Genomic DNA, 13,955 nt, shown 5'->3' with positions numbered 1-13,955 from the left:
ATTGCGATTTCCGCAATCGGAAGCATAAATTCACAACCCATGACGAAACTGGACGCGATAAACGAAAAGATATTGCACGAACTGTCGCGCGACGGCCGGCTGTCGAATCTCGACCTCGCCCAGCGGGTCGGGCTGTCGCCCTCGGCCTGCCTGCGCCGGGTGCAGGAGCTTGAGCGCTCCGGGGTGATCCGCGGCTATCGCGCGGTGCTCGCGCCCGAGAAGCTCGGGATCGGTTTCGTGGCCTATGTCACGGTCGGGCTCAACACCCACACCAAGAGCGCCCTGGAGGCCTTCGAACAGGCCATCGCGCGCGCGCCACAGGTCGTGGAATGCCACAACGTCACCGGGACGGTGGAATATCTACTGCGCGTCGAGGCGGCGGATCTGGCCAGTTACAAACATTGGCATACCGAGATCCTGGGCGTGCTGCCCCAGGTCGGCTCGATCACCACATATGTCGTGATGGACAGCCCCAAGGATCTGCGCGCCTGAGCGATCCATCATCGAAAATGAATGTGTTTGATGGGCTCCCGGTGCGCGGCTAACGTCGCGACAAACGAGAGGAGCCCCGAGATGTCCGACTACAAATTCGACACGCTTCAGATCCATGCCGGCGCGGTGCCCGACCCGGCGACGGGCGCGTTGCAGACCCCGATCTACCAGACCACGGCCTATGCGTTCAAAGACGCCGAGCATGCGGCGCGGCTGTTCAACCTCGAGGAGGTGGGCTTCATCTATTCGCGCCTCACCAATCCGACGGTGATGAAGCTCGCCGAGCGGGTGGCGGCCCTCGAAGGCGGCGCGGGGGCGGTGTGCTGCTCCTCGGGCCACGCGGCTCAGATCATGGCGCTCTTCCCGCTGATGGCGCCGGGCTGCAACATCATCGCCTCGACCCGGCTTTATGGCGGCACGATCACCCAGTTCAGCCAGACGATCAAACGCTTCGGCTGGTCCTGCACCTTTGTCGATTTCGACGATCTCGAGGCGCTCGAAGCGGCGGTGGACGAGAACACCCGCGCAATCTTCTGCGAGTCGATCTCGAACCCCGGCGGCTATATCACCGACATACCGGCGGTCGCGAAACTGACCGACAAGCTCGGCCTGCCGCTGATCGTCGACAACACGCTGGCCACTCCCTACCTGTGCCGCCCGATCGAGATGGGCGCGACGCTCGTCGTCCATTCGCTCACCAAATACATGACCGGCAACGGCACGGTGACGGGCGGCTGCGTGGTGGATTCGGGCAAGTTCGACTGGTCGGCCTCGGGCAAGTTCCCCTCGCTCTCGGAGCCCGAGCCCGCCTATCACGGGCTGCGCTTTCACGAGGCGCTCGGGCCGATGGCCTTCACCTTCCATTCGATTGCGGTCGGGCTGCGCGATCTCGGGATGACGATGAACCCGCAGGGCGCGCATTACACGCTGCTGGGCATCGAGACGCTGAGCCTGCGCATGGCCAAGCATGTCGCCAACGCCAAGGCGGTCGCGGACTGGCTCGAGGCCGATCCGCGGATCGACTTCGTGACCTATGCGGGGCTCGAGAGCTCGCCCTGGCATGACCGGATGAAGTCCGTCTGCCCGAGGGGCGCGGGCGGGCTTTTCACCGTCGCGGTGAAGGGGGGCTACGAGGCCTGCGTGAAGCTCGTAGACAGCCTCGCGCTTTTCAGCCATGTCGCCAATCTCGGGGATGCGCGCTCGCTCATCATCCATTCCGCCTCGACCACGCACCGGCAGCTGACCGAGGCCCAGCAGATCGCGGCGGGCGCCGCGCCCAACGTCGTCCGGCTCTCGATCGGGATCGAGGATGCGGGCGACCTGATCGCCGATCTCGACCAGGCGCTGGCCATCGCGACCGCGTGAGACCCGGCCGCGCGCGGGCCGGGCAGAACGGCTCGCGCGCATCGCATTTTCGAAACTTCACCCCCGCTTTTTGCAGGACGGGCGCGCGGGCATGTCGAAAACCGGCAAACGCCCGCCAGCGCGTGTCGCGGCGCTTTTCAGGGGCTCCAAACTGCTTTACGAAGAAGTGAATGCCCTTTGAAATGGACGGCTCCGAGCCCCGCCCCAGCGACCCATGAAACCCGAATTCGCATTGATCCTCTCGCATGACGGCATCGCTCTGGCGCGTCGTGCGAAAGAGGGATGGGCCCTGATGGGCGACGCCTCGCTCGAGGCGGAAGAGCCGCAAGCGGCCATCGTCGCGCTGCACGACAAGGCGCGGCAGGTGGCGTCGCGGGGCTTCGCCTCCAAGCTTGTCCTGCCGGACACGCAAATCCTCTACACGGCGATCTATGCGCCCGGGCCCTCCCCCGCCCAGCGGCGCAAGCAGATCGAGGTCGCGCTCGAGGGCATGACGCCCTATGCCGTGCCCGATCTTGTCTATGATTTCACCGGTGGCGGACAGACCGTGCAGGTCGCCGTGATCGCCCGCGAGACGCTTGCGGAGGCCGAGCGCTTTGCCGAGGAATACGGTTTCTGCCCGGTCAGCTTCGTCGCCGCCCCCGATCCCGCCGACTATCCGAGCGAGCCGCATTTCGGGCTCACCTCGGTCGTCGCGCGCTACCTGCCCGAAGGGGCGCGCGTGGATCCCGATACAGCCCCCGTCAGGCTTCTGAGCGCCGATACTGCCGTGGTCGAAGAGGTGGCCGAGGTTGCCCCGGCCGAGTCGGCGCCATCGCCGGACGCGCTCCCCGCAAGTGCCGCCGAGGCGAGGGAAGACGCTACCGTCGAGACACGTTCTCCGGATGGCACGGAGGCGACCGACGAGACGCCTCTCACGGAGGAGGCGAAGACCGACTCGCAATCCTCCGGCGACGAACCGGCACCGGAGGGAGAACCGCAGGATATCGAGACCGGTGACGAGACGCCGGAGCCCGCGGCCACTCAAAACGACGAGACGCCCCGCGCCGCCGAACCGGCGACAGAGGAGACGGCGACCACCGCCTCCGAAGCCGACGAAGAAGAGAGCGAACCCGCCTCGGAACCCGCGGCCGAAACCGCCGCCGCGGTGAGCTTCGCCACGCGACGCGCCGTGAGCGGCCTGACGCCCGCAGACGAGGCCCCGCCCCGACTGGCGGGCATGGCCCGCTTCTCGCCGGCAAGAGAGGCAGGCGAGCAAGCCAACCTCGAACAGGCGGATATCACCGCGCCCTCGCTGAAACTCCCCGGCCTCACCGAGCGCGAGCGTTCCACTTCGAAGGCGAAAGACGATCCCGCCGCGAACAAGCGCGTGGCCGTCACCGCCAAGGACATGCCCGGGCAGGCGCCATCCGTCCCCACCCTCAAGACCGAGGCGCTCCGGCCTGCATCCACGAAAACCTCCGGCGGGACCACACCACCACGGACCGAAACGGACCTCACCGTCTTCGGCGCGCAGAAATCCCTGTCGAGCTCGCGTAAACCGCGTCATCTCGGGCTGCTCGCCGCAGGGGGGGCGGCCTTGCTCCTCGCGCTCGTCGCGCTGTGGTCGCAACTGCTGACCAACCCCGCCCCCCCTGAGGCGAGCGTTCAGACCACCGCCGCGGCCCCTGCCGCAAGCGAGGCGCAGGCGCCCGCGAGCGAGCAGGTTGCCGAGGCCGCGGAACCTTCATCCGAACCCGCCGCCGCCGGAACTGACACCGCTGCGGAAGAGCCCGCCCCGACGGCCCCGGAAGAGCCGCAAGCCACTGCCACGGCCGAGCCGCCGCCCGCGCAGATGCCCGCACCAATGCCCGCTCTCCCGGAGATCGCCCTCGCCCCTCCCGCCTCGACGACGCCACCGCAGACCGAGACCGCCGCGCCCCCAACCGCCGCGGAGAGCGACGCCGCGCCTGCGCCTGATGCGTCGGCCGACACAGCCCCTGCCACCACCGCCCCCGCCGAGGACACGGTCGCACAGGCCGCGCCGGAGCCCTCGCTCCCGCCCTTCACCGCAGCCCCCCTGCCCCCGCCCGAGACGCCGCCGCCCCCCCCCACGCCGGAAGGTGTGGAGATGCCGGGCGGGTTCACGCTCTTTGCCGGGAAACCCGCACGGCTGCCGCGCGGGCGCCCCGAAAGCGTCACGCAGGCCTCTGCCGCGGCGGCGCAAGCCGCGACCGCTGCGCAGGGCCCCGATCCCAAGGCGCAGCCCCATCCCGAACTCCGCGACACCCGTCCCCGGCCGCGCCCCGACACCATCTCGGGCCAGAGCGGGGCGGCGACGCCCGCCGAAACGCCCGCATCTGTCGCGCAGGGCGACATACCGCACCCGCCCGCGCGGCCCCAGACCATCCAGGACGCGGTTCGCGCCGCGGTGGCCGCGCAGGATGCCGCCGCCGAGGAAAACCGCGCGCCCTTCGTTGGCGCGACGCCGCTTGCCGTCGCCCGTTCTCCGGAGCCGCCCGAGAAGCCCCGGAATTTCTCGCGCTCCGTGGAAACCGCGCTGGCCGCCGCAATAGCCGCGGAACCTGCCCCGAGCGCGAACGTCGCGGCCGCCGCGCCCGCGAAGCCCGAGGATATCGACGAACCCGAACCCGTCGCCCCGGCCCCGAAATTGCCGACCTCGGCCTCGGTGGCGAAACAGGCGACCGAGAAGAACGCGATTAACCTGCGCAAACTCAACCTGATCGGCCTCTATGGCTCCTCAGCCAACCGGCGCGCCCTGGTTCGCCTGCCCACCGGCCGCTTCATCAAGGTCGGTGTGGGCGACAGGCTCGACGGCGGGACCGTGACCGCGATCGGCTCGAGCCAGCTCACCTATCGCAAGAACCGGCGCGATTACACGCTCAAGCTGCTGGGCGAGGGCTGAGGGCGAGGCGGCCGGTCGAGGGATCGCACAGGCGGCCTCTTGCACCCCGCCGCACCGCAGCTACGCTGATCTGACCACCCCGAGAGCCGGGCCCTGCCCGCTCGTTCCACCCGCGAGGATGCCCGCCCGAGATGGAAAGCTTCCTGTTCCAAGCCACGCTCTACCTGGTCGCGATGGTCGTCGCGGTCCCGCTGGCGACGCGCGCGGGTCTGGGCTCGGTTCTGGGCTATCTCCTCGCAGGCATCCTGATCGGCCCGCTGACGGGCATCTCGGGCGCCGAGATGAGCGATCTTCAGCATTTCGCCGAGTTCGGCGTGGTGATGATGCTCTTCCTGATCGGTCTGGAACTCGAGCCTCGGGCGCTCTGGGCGATGCGCGACAAGCTTGTCGGGCTCGGCGGGCTGCAAGTGGTGATCACGATGGTCCTCGTGACCGCGATCGTCGCCGCGATGGGCGAGGATTTCCGCGTCGCGCTGGCGATCGGGATGGTGCTGTCACTGTCTTCGACCGCAATCGTTCTGCAGACGCTCAACGAAAAGAGGCTCATGCAGACCGCGGGCGGGCGTTCGACCTTCGCGGTTCTGCTGACGCAGGACATCGCGGTGATCCCGATGCTCGCGCTGATGCCGCTTCTGGCGCTGCCCGGCGCGCGGGCGGTCGCCAAGGCAGAGCATGGCGATCACGTCGTGGCGCGCCTGATCGATTCGCTGCCGGCCTGGGGCGTCACCCTGATCACGCTGGCCGCGGTCGTCTTCACCGTTTTGATGGGGCATTACCTCGTGCGGCCGCTCTTCCGCTTCGTCGAGAGCGCCCGGCTGCGCGAGATCAACACGGCGATGGCGCTCCTGATCGTCGTCGGCATCGCGAGCCTGATGAACCTCGTCGGGCTCTCGCCCGCGCTTGGCACCTTCCTCGCGGGCGTGGTTCTCGCCGACAGCGAATTCAAGCACGAGATGGAATCCGACATCGAGCCCTTCAAGGGGCTTCTGATGGGGCTCTTCTTCATCACCGTCGGGGCGGGCATCAACTTTGACGTGATCCTCGCCCAGCCGGCGAATATCTTCGCGCTGGTGGCGCTTCTGGTCGCGCTGAAATCGGCCGTGCTCTATGGTCTCTCGCGGCTCTTCAAGCTGCAGGGCTCGGACCGGTCCCTGTTCACGCTCTCGCTCGCGCAGGCCGGGGAATTCGGCTTCGTGCTCGTCTCCTTCGCCGTGGGCCAGAGGATCCTGCCCGCCCCGCTCGCCGAGAAGCTCCTCGTGGTGATCGCGCTCTCGATGCTGATCACCCCGCTCCTCTTCATCCTGCATGACCAGATCGTCTCGCGCCTGCGCACGGCCGACGGCCCCGACCCGGATGCGATCGAGGAACAGCAGCCGATCATCATCGCGGGCGTGGGACGCTTCGGGCAGGTGGTCAACCGGCTGGTCACGATGTCGGGGCTGCGCACCACGGTTCTCGACAACGACCTGCGCACGATCCAGCTGATGCGGACCTTCGGCTTCAAGGGCTATTTCGGCGACCCGACCCGGCCCGATCTTCTCGCCGCTGCCGGGATCGCGCAGGCGCGGGTCCTCGTGGTGGCGCTCGACGGACGTGAGCAGACCACGAAACTGGTGGAATATGCGCGGCGCATCCGCCCCGACCTGCATATCGTGGCGCGCGCCCGCGACCGCACCCATGTCTTCGACCTCTACCGCGCCGGGGCGAACGACATCGTGCGCGAGATGTTCGATTCGAGCCTGCGCGCAGGGCGTTACGTGCTCGAGAATGCGGGACTGTCGGAATTCGAGGCCGCCGAGCTCGAGAAGCTGTTCTTCAAGCTCGACCGGGCCGCGGTGCGCGATCTCGCGAAACTCTGGAAACCGGGACTGCCGGTCGAGCAGAACCCCGATTACATCGCGCGCACGAAGGAACTGAACGCGGAGCTCGAGGCCGCGATGATGGAGCAGTACCGCCGCCGCGGGGACAAGGTGGAAACCGAGCGCGAGCCCTCCGGCGCCACCGACCGCGGCCCCGAAGCCTGATCCCGCGCCCCCACGTCTGACCCCGCGCAAGGCGCATGCCCCTCGCCTGCGCGATTGCGCCCGGCGCAACAAAAAACGCGAGACCCGGAGGTCTCGCGTCTTGGTCTTGTATCGGTGGTCCGATCAGGCCGCGCGGCCGACCAGAACCTCGTCCACGGTCTGCGCGGCCCGGGCCTCGTCGGTGCCCGAAACGGCGGCGACCTCACGGGTCAGACGCTCGAGAGCCGCTTCGTAGAGCTGACGCTCGGAATAGCTCTGCTCGCGCTGGTCGTCGTTGCGGTGCAGGTCGCGCACCACCTCGGCGATCGACAGCAGGTCGCCGGAATTGATCTTCTGTTCGTATTCCTGGGCGCGGCGCGACCACATCGCGCGCTTGACCTTGGCCTTGCCCTTGAGGGTCTCGAGCGCCTTGGACACGATGTCGGGCGAGGACAGGCTACGCATGCCCACCTCCGTCGCCTTGTGGGTCGGAACGCGCAGGGTCATCTTGTCCTTCTCGAACGAGATCACGAAGAGCTCCAGCTTGAGCCCCGCGATTTCCTGTTCTTCGATGGACATGATCTTCCCCACCCCATGCGCCGGATAGACGACGAAGTCGTTGGGGCGGAATTCGGTCTTCTTGGTTTTGGTCATGCGGTTCGCTTCCTTGCAGCCAGCCCCGAACCCCGGTATCAAGCGAGCAAAAGACGCCCACGGCGCACGATGGCTCCGCGTTCGTCGGTCACCTGATTTCTGTCTTCTGAAGGCGATGGGGTCGCTACAGAAGGTGGGGTCGAAACTCTTTTATGACATTTATATAGCAGGAATCGCATGTATTTCAAAGCGTGATCTCTCCACGCCCTGATACCTCCTTGGAACATCAAGGAGTTACATCCCGTTTCTGCTCTCTCTTCCGCTGCGTCACGCGCGGATTTCAGGCTCGAATCGGGCGCCGAAGGGTCAGCCCCCCTGCCCTTACTGATCGCCCTCGCCCGGCTTCTCGGAGAAGTATTTCTCCAGCTTGCCCGGCTCGCCGTCATATTTCTCGGCCTCCGGCATCGGATCCTTCTTCTGGGTGATCACCGGCCAGATTTCCGAATATTTGCGGTTGAGCTCGACCCAGCTCTCCATGCCCGGCTCGGTATCGGGGCGGATCGCGTCGGCGGGGCACTCGGGTTCGCATACGCCGCAGTCGATGCACTCGTCGGGATGGATGACGAGCGTGTTCTCACCCTCGTAGAAACAGTCCACCGGGCAGACTTCGACACAGTCGGTGTATTTGCACTTGATACAGTTATCGGTGACGACATAGGTCATGGTGACACCCCGGCTTCTCGGATTCCTGCAACCTCCTAGCGAGGCTGTCGCCGCGATTCAAGGGAGCGCACCGCTTTTCCCGCGTCAACGCTCGGGGTCGGCCCCGGGCTCGATCCGCTCGTAGAGCCCCTGCGCCTCGCTCGCCGGGCCGCGCCGCGTTCCGCAATCGAGAATGCGCAGGACCTGAACCTGAGCGCCGATCCGCAGCGTGAGCACGTCGCCCGGGCCGACGGCGCGGCCCGGCTTGTCGATCCGCTGCCCGTTCACGCGCACCCGTCCGCCCTGCACCACCTGCTGGGCCAGCGCGCGGGTCTTGCAGAACCGCGCATGCCACAGCCATTTGTCGATGCGCAGGCGCTCGGACGCGCGCTCCATCGCCGCAGACTACTTCTTGTCCTTGAGCGCGGCGAGCACCGCGAAGGGGTTGTCGGGATCGACCGGCTTTTCCTTGCGGGGCGGGCGCGCTTCGAAATTGCGCGGCCCCTGCGGCTTGCCGCCCTTCTTGCCCTTCTTGCCCTGCGGCTTGCCGCCGCCCTTGCGTTCTCCCCGCTCGCCCCGGTCGCCCCGGTCGCCGCCGGGCTTGGCGTCGCGACGCGGGCGATTGCCGCCGCGCGGACGCGGCGCCCAGGTGAAGGTGTAGAACAGCTCGGTCTCGTCGCCCTCGACTTCGGAGGCGGCCAGCATGTCGCCGCCGGCCTCGGCCGCGGCCTCCGCCTCGGGATGGGTTTCCGCCGCCGCCTCACCGCCGCCGGCCTCGGCTTTCGCCTCGTCTGCCTGCTCCTGCGAGAGCGCCTCGGCGCCAGCGGCCTCCTCGGCCTTCTCGAGTCCGGCGGGTTTCACCTTCGTCCGCTCACCCTGCTCGGCCTTGTAGCCCAGGCCCTGCATCAGGTCCGCGAACTGCTCCAGCGTCATGCCGGTGATCGACAGCATGTCGGGATTGGCTTCGAAACCGCCGCGGCTGTCCTGACCGCGCAACAGGTCGGCGAGCCGTTCGAGCATGTCGATCCGGATCGCGCGCGCGCCGGCGGGCCGGTAGCCCGAAAGCCGGTAGGTCTCGGCCTCGAACCCGTCGATATTGGGGATCGTCACGAGGCCCGGAGGCGGGCTCTCGGGGAATTCGTCACGGCCATCCCAGAGCGAGGCCAGCACCAGCCGCAGCCGGGTCGGCGCGGGCTTGAGAAGCGCGGGCATGAAAATCGTGTACTGGCCGAAGCGCACGCCGTGCTTGCGCAGCGCGCCGCGTGCGTCCTGCTCGAGATCCTTCACCTCGGCCGCCACCTGCTCGCGCGGGATGATGCCGAGCGCCTCGACCAGCCGGAAGGCGAAACCGCGCGCGAGCCCGGTGAGCTCCTCGTCGCGGCTCATGTTGAGAAGCGGCTCGAACAGCGCGGCCACCTTGCGATCGATGAAATGCTGCAGACGGCGCGTCACCTTCTCGGCCACATCCGCGCCGGCCTCGTCATCGACGAAAGCCTGCACCGTCGGCCGCAGCACGTCGGCGCCCTTCACGAGCTTGCCCACCGCGGTGTCGCCCCACATCAGGCCGCCCTGCTCGGTGAAATCCATCTCGGTATCGGGCGCGTTGTAGAAGCGGTCAGCGCGCAGACTGAATTCGGGAGCAAGCGCCTCATAGGCCGCACGGGCAAGCATCTTCGCCTCATCCGGCGATCCGGTCTCGTCCTGCCGGAACCGGAATCCTTCAAGACGGCCGGCGAATTCGCCTTCCACCGTCACTTCGCCCTTGTCATTCACCTCGGCCACGAGGGTCTCCTTCTGCTTGAGCCGGCGCAGCAACACGGATGTGCGCCGGTCCACAAATCTTTGCGTCAGCGCGCCATGGAGCGCATCCGACAGACGGTCTTCTACAGCGCGGGTCGCCTCGCGCCAATGGCTTTCGTCATCGACCCAGCCCTTGCGTTGCGCGACATAGGTCCAGGTCCGGATAAAGGCCAGACGGCGCGAGAGCATATCGATATCGCCCCCGGTGCGGTCGATCCGCTCGATCTGGCGTGCGAGCCAGTCCGAGGGCACGCCCTTGCCCGTCTGCAGGAACTCGAAGATGCGCGCCAAAAGGGTCGCATGTTCGGCCTCCGATATCGAGCGGAAATCGGGGATTCGGCAGACATCCCAGAGCAGCTGCACATCCTTCGGGCTGATGACCCGGTCGCGGATCGCGGGATCGTCGGCCAGCACCTTGAGCGCGCGCAGGTCGTCCGCGTCGCGCCCCTTGGTGAGCCACTCGCCCTCGGGCCGCACCTCAAGCGAGCCAATCAGCCGGTCGAGCGTTCCGAATTCGAGCCGTGCGTTGCGCCATTGCAGCCGCTGCAGCGGCGCGAAGCGATGCTCCTCGATCGCCTCGATCACCTCGGGCTGCAAGGGGCGCGCCTCGCCGGTCACCCCGAACGTGCCGTCCGAGGTATGCCGCCCGGCCCGGCCCGCGATCTGCGCCAGCTCATGCGGGAAGAGCGGGCGCATCCGCCGCCCGTCGAATTTCGAGGTCGCGGAAAAGGCCACATGGTCGATATCGAGGTTCAGCCCCATACCGATCGCATCGGTCGCCACGAGGTAATCCACGTCGCCGTTCTGATACATCGCCACCTGCGCGTTGCGGGTGCGCGGGCTGAGCGCCCCCATCACCACCGCGCAGCCGCCCTTCTGGCGGCGGATCAGTTCGGCGATCGCATAGGTATTCTCGACCGAGAAGCCGACGATGGCCGAGCGCGGCTTCATCCGGGAGATCTTCTTCGAGCCCGCATAGCTCAGTTCGGAGAACCGCTCGCGCTTGGTGAACTGAACCTTCGGCACCAGGGCCGCGATCGCGCCGCGCATGGTTTCCGAGCCCAGAAACAGCGTCTCGTGCAAACCGCGCGCGTTCAGAAGCCGATCGGTGAAGACATGGCCGCGCTCGGGATCGCCGCAGAGCTGGATCTCGTCGATGGCGAGGAAATCCGCGCCGATGCCCGTAGGCATCGCCTCGACCGTGCAGACCCAGTATTGGGTGCGTTCGGGAACGATCCGCTCCTCGCCGGTGACCAGCGCCACCACGCTCGGCCCGCGCTGCGCGACGATCCGGTCATAGACCTCGCGCGCGAGCAGCCGCAGCGGCAATCCGATGACGCCGGTGCGGTGGGCGAGCATCCGCTCGATGGCATAATGGGTCTTGCCGGTATTGGTCGGCCCGAGAACGGCCGTGATCCGCCCGCTTTGCATCGCAGCTCCGTTGCGGCCTCAGAGAGCCGTGCCCTGATGCGCCTTGTCCAGACGCGCAATGGCGTCTTTCACATCCTGTTGATGCGGGTTCAAGGCGAAAGAGGCGCGATAGGCCTCGAGGGCGCGCTTGTTGTCGCCCATTTCCTCGAGAATTGCGCCAAGTCCCGCCAATGCCCCCCAATGGCGCGGTTCGAGCTTGAGCGTATGGGCGATATCGGACGCCGCCGGCCCGTAGAGCCCCGCCATGAAATAGGCGGTCGCCCGACCGTTCCAGCCGGCGGCGAAATCCGGTGCGTGATCGGTGAGCGCGGTGAAATGCTCGATCGCGGCCTCCGCATCGCCCTGATCGAGCGCCCGCTCGCCCCGCTGGAACAACAGATCCATCACCGCCGAACCCGACCGCGACCAGGCCCGCCGGATATCGGCCTCGGCGCGCGCCCAGTTCGCATCGTCGGGATCGGCGAGTTCCTTGAAATACGAATCGAGCCCCTCCGTCTCGGCATGGACCGGAAAGGCTGCAAAAGTTGCAAAAAGGCCCACCGCACAAAATGCCGTGACGGCACATTTGTATCTGTGAATTCGCTGCCACATAAACGAACTGTAACCCATACGCCGGAGAAAGCGAGAGCCCGGCCATCAAAACTGGAGGAACATGATGAGCGAGGTTATCGACAAGGCGGTCGAGGCGCTTCGGGCGAAGCTGCCCGACGGGTTTTCGTCCACCGCGAAATTCGTGATCGAGGACGAGGGCTCGATCATCGCCGACGAGAACGGCGTGCGCGCGGGCGACGATGAGGCCGAGGTCGTCCTGACCGCGGATCGCGAGACCTTCGAGGGCATGCTCAACGGCGACGTCAACCCGACGGCGGCCTTCATGTCCGGCAAGCTCAAGGTCGACGGTTCGATGGGGCTGGCGATGCAACTGGGCGCGGCGCTCGCCTGATGGATCGCGCGCCCCTGTACGACCAGATCGCGCGCGGCCCCGAGGGTGGCGCGGCCTACTGGCTGAAGACGCAGGATGACGTGCGCATCCGCTTCGGTCACTGGCCAAGCCCCCCCGAACCGCGCGGGACCGTCTTCCTGCTTTGCGGGCGCACCGAATATATCGAGAAATACGGCCCTGCCGCGGCGGATTTCGCCGCGCGGGGCTACGCGATGCTCGCCATCGACTGGCGCGGACAGGGGCTGGCGGACCGCCTCCTGCCCGGCGCGCCCGAAAAGGGCCATGTCGGCGGCCTTCAGGACTATCAGTGGGATCTGCATGCGGTGATCGACGCGGCCGACGAGCTCGGCCTGCCGAAACCCTATTTCCTGCTCGGCCATTCGATGGGTGGCGCGATCGGGCTGCGCGCGATCGCGCACGAACATCACCGGTTCTCGGCCGCCGCCTTCTCGGCGCCGATGTGGGGGATCAAGGTCTCGCCGCTGCTACACCCGCTCCGGATCGTCCTGGCCAATCTCTTCGGCGATTCTTTCCTGGCCGAGGCCTATCCGCCCGGCATGAACGCGACCACCTATGTCTATCGCGACAGTTTCGAGGACAACCGGCTCACCCGGGACCCCGAGATGTGGGCCTGGCTGATCGAGCAGGCATCGAAGGCGCCCGAACTCACGCTTGCGGGTCCGACGATCCATTGGGTGGCCGAAAGCCTTCTCGAATGCGAGGCGCTGGCCTCGCTGCCCTCGCCCGACCTGCCCTGCTATTGCGGGCTCGGCGGGGCGGAGAAGATCGTGCATACCGCCTCGGTCCATGACCGGATGGCGCGCTGGCCGAAAGGCGAACTCGACGTGATCCCGGGCGCCGAGCACGAGATCATGATGGAGATCCCGCAGACCCGCGCCCGGTTCTACGACCGCTGCGCGGCGCTTTTCGATGCGGCCGGCGCGCTCGCGGCGCGCGACACGCTCAAAGCTGAATCTGCGTGAAGCTGTCGCGCAGCGCGTTCGACCAGGCTTCGGACATGCGCGCGAAATCGGCGTCTCCCGCCTCGATCCGGCGCCGGAGCGAGATCTTGCAGTCATCCTTGCGGATCACCGCGAGATCGAGCGGCATCCCCACCGAGAGGTTCGAGCGCAGCGTCGAATCCATCGACAGCAGCACTGCCTTCTGCGCGTCCTCGAGGCTGGTCTGTGGCGTCACCACCCGGTCTAGGATCGGTTTGCCGTATTTGTGCTCGCCGATCTGGAGGAAGGGCGTGTCCTCGGTCGCCTCGATGAAATTCCCCTCCGGATAGATCAGGAACATCCGCATCTCGCCGCCCGCGCGCTGCCCGGCGACGATGACCGAGGCCGAGGTCGAGATCCGCTCGGCATCCATCCGGCTCACGATATCCTTGCGCACGCCCGCCATCGTGTTGCCGATGATCTCGGCCACCTTGAGCATCGTGGGCGCGAGCATGATCGAGGTCTCGCCCGTCGCATCCGACGCGTCGATCGCCTCCTGCAACCGCGCGAGCGTCGTCTGGGTGACCGAGAGCGACCCCGCCGTCATCACCGCGACCACCCGTTCGCCCGGCTCCTCGAAGGTGAACATCTTGCGATAGGTGGCGATATTGTCGAAGCCGCCATTGGTCCGCGTGTCGGACAGCAGAACCATGCCCTCGTTCAGGAGAAGGCCAACGCAATAGGTCATGATATTTCCTCGATGCCGGGAGCAGCGCGCA

General features: G+C 67.0%; 12 protein-coding genes. 6 read left to right on the top strand and 6 right to left on the bottom strand.

Annotated elements, in window-relative coordinates; all coding sequences use genetic code 11:
• Nucleotides 1-39: 39 nt before the first annotated feature.
• From DW2_RS01085 to DW2_RS01070, 4 genes are all read left to right on the top strand, one after another.
• Nucleotides 40-492: an Lrp/AsnC family transcriptional regulator gene (locus DW2_RS01085; protein WP_038142657.1), complete on the top strand. Its 453-nt coding sequence runs from the start codon at nucleotides 40-42 to the stop codon at nucleotides 490-492.
• An 81-nt stretch (nucleotides 493-573) separates the two neighbouring features.
• Entirely contained in the window at nucleotides 574-1,857 is a 1,284-nt protein-coding gene (locus DW2_RS01080; protein WP_038142655.1) for an O-acetylhomoserine aminocarboxypropyltransferase/cysteine synthase family protein, read from the top strand.
• Between the two features lie 214 nt (nucleotides 1,858-2,071).
• Nucleotides 2,072-4,762, top strand: a complete 2,691-nt coding sequence (locus DW2_RS01075; protein WP_038142653.1) for a hypothetical protein — start codon at nucleotides 2,072-2,074, stop codon at nucleotides 4,760-4,762.
• A 131-nt stretch (nucleotides 4,763-4,893) separates the two neighbouring features.
• Nucleotides 4,894-6,786: a monovalent cation:proton antiporter-2 (CPA2) family protein gene (locus DW2_RS01070; protein WP_051855120.1), complete on the top strand. Its 1,893-nt coding sequence runs from the start codon at nucleotides 4,894-4,896 to the stop codon at nucleotides 6,784-6,786.
• A gap of 123 nt (nucleotides 6,787-6,909) precedes the next feature.
• Here the strand turns inward: DW2_RS01070 and DW2_RS01065 are convergent, their stop codons facing one another.
• The 5 genes from DW2_RS01065 to DW2_RS01045 all read right to left on the bottom strand — a co-directional run bounded on the left by DW2_RS01065 (nucleotide 6,910) and on the right by DW2_RS01045 (nucleotide 11,832).
• On the bottom strand, nucleotides 6,910-7,419 hold the full coding sequence (locus DW2_RS01065; RefSeq protein WP_038142646.1) for a CarD family transcriptional regulator: 510 nt from the start codon (nucleotides 7,417-7,419) through the stop codon (nucleotides 6,910-6,912).
• A gap of 321 nt (nucleotides 7,420-7,740) precedes the next feature.
• Nucleotides 7,741-8,082, bottom strand: a complete 342-nt coding sequence (fdxA, locus tag DW2_RS01060; RefSeq protein WP_038142645.1) for a ferredoxin FdxA — start codon at nucleotides 8,080-8,082, stop codon at nucleotides 7,741-7,743.
• A gap of 84 nt (nucleotides 8,083-8,166) precedes the next feature.
• The gene (locus DW2_RS01055; protein WP_038142643.1) at nucleotides 8,167-8,457 is read right to left on the bottom strand and encodes an RNA-binding S4 domain-containing protein; all 291 of its coding nucleotides are present in this window, start codon (nucleotides 8,455-8,457) and stop codon (nucleotides 8,167-8,169) included.
• Between the two features lie 9 nt (nucleotides 8,458-8,466).
• Nucleotides 8,467-11,292, bottom strand: coding sequence for a helicase-related protein (locus DW2_RS01050; RefSeq protein ID WP_038142642.1), 2,826 nt, complete (start codon nucleotides 11,290-11,292; stop codon nucleotides 8,467-8,469).
• An 18-nt stretch (nucleotides 11,293-11,310) separates the two neighbouring features.
• Nucleotides 11,311-11,832, bottom strand: a complete 522-nt coding sequence (locus DW2_RS01045; protein ID WP_038142641.1) for a tetratricopeptide repeat protein — start codon at nucleotides 11,830-11,832, stop codon at nucleotides 11,311-11,313.
• Nucleotides 11,833-11,947: 115 nt separating this feature from the next.
• Here DW2_RS01045 and DW2_RS01040 point away from each other — a divergent pair, with 115 nt between their 5' ends.
• Together DW2_RS01040 and DW2_RS01035 are read left to right on the top strand one after the other, a co-directional pair.
• Nucleotides 11,948-12,235, top strand: a complete 288-nt coding sequence (locus DW2_RS01040; RefSeq protein ID WP_038143380.1) for an SCP2 sterol-binding domain-containing protein — start codon at nucleotides 11,948-11,950, stop codon at nucleotides 12,233-12,235.
• Nucleotides 12,235-13,218 carry an alpha/beta hydrolase gene (locus DW2_RS01035; protein WP_051855117.1) on the top strand — a complete coding sequence of 328 codons (984 nt, stop codon included), beginning with the start codon at nucleotides 12,235-12,237 and terminating at the stop codon, nucleotides 13,216-13,218. The genes DW2_RS01040 and DW2_RS01035 overlap by 1 nt, the downstream gene beginning before the upstream one ends.
• On the opposite strand, the gene DW2_RS01030 is transcribed toward DW2_RS01035, so the two are convergent.
• On the bottom strand, nucleotides 13,199-13,924 hold the full coding sequence (locus tag DW2_RS01030) for a proteasome-type protease (RefSeq protein ID WP_038142639.1): 726 nt from the start codon (nucleotides 13,922-13,924) through the stop codon (nucleotides 13,199-13,201). The genes DW2_RS01035 and DW2_RS01030 overlap by 20 nt on opposite strands.
• Nucleotides 13,925-13,955 lie beyond the last annotated feature (31 nt).

The sequence above is a fragment of the Thioclava atlantica genome, assembly GCF_000737065.1.
GTDB classification, from domain to species: domain Bacteria; phylum Pseudomonadota; class Alphaproteobacteria; order Rhodobacterales; family Rhodobacteraceae; genus Thioclava; species Thioclava atlantica.
Note: the sequence above shows the minus strand (reverse complement) of the source record. Positions and strands in the feature narration are given on the sequence as shown.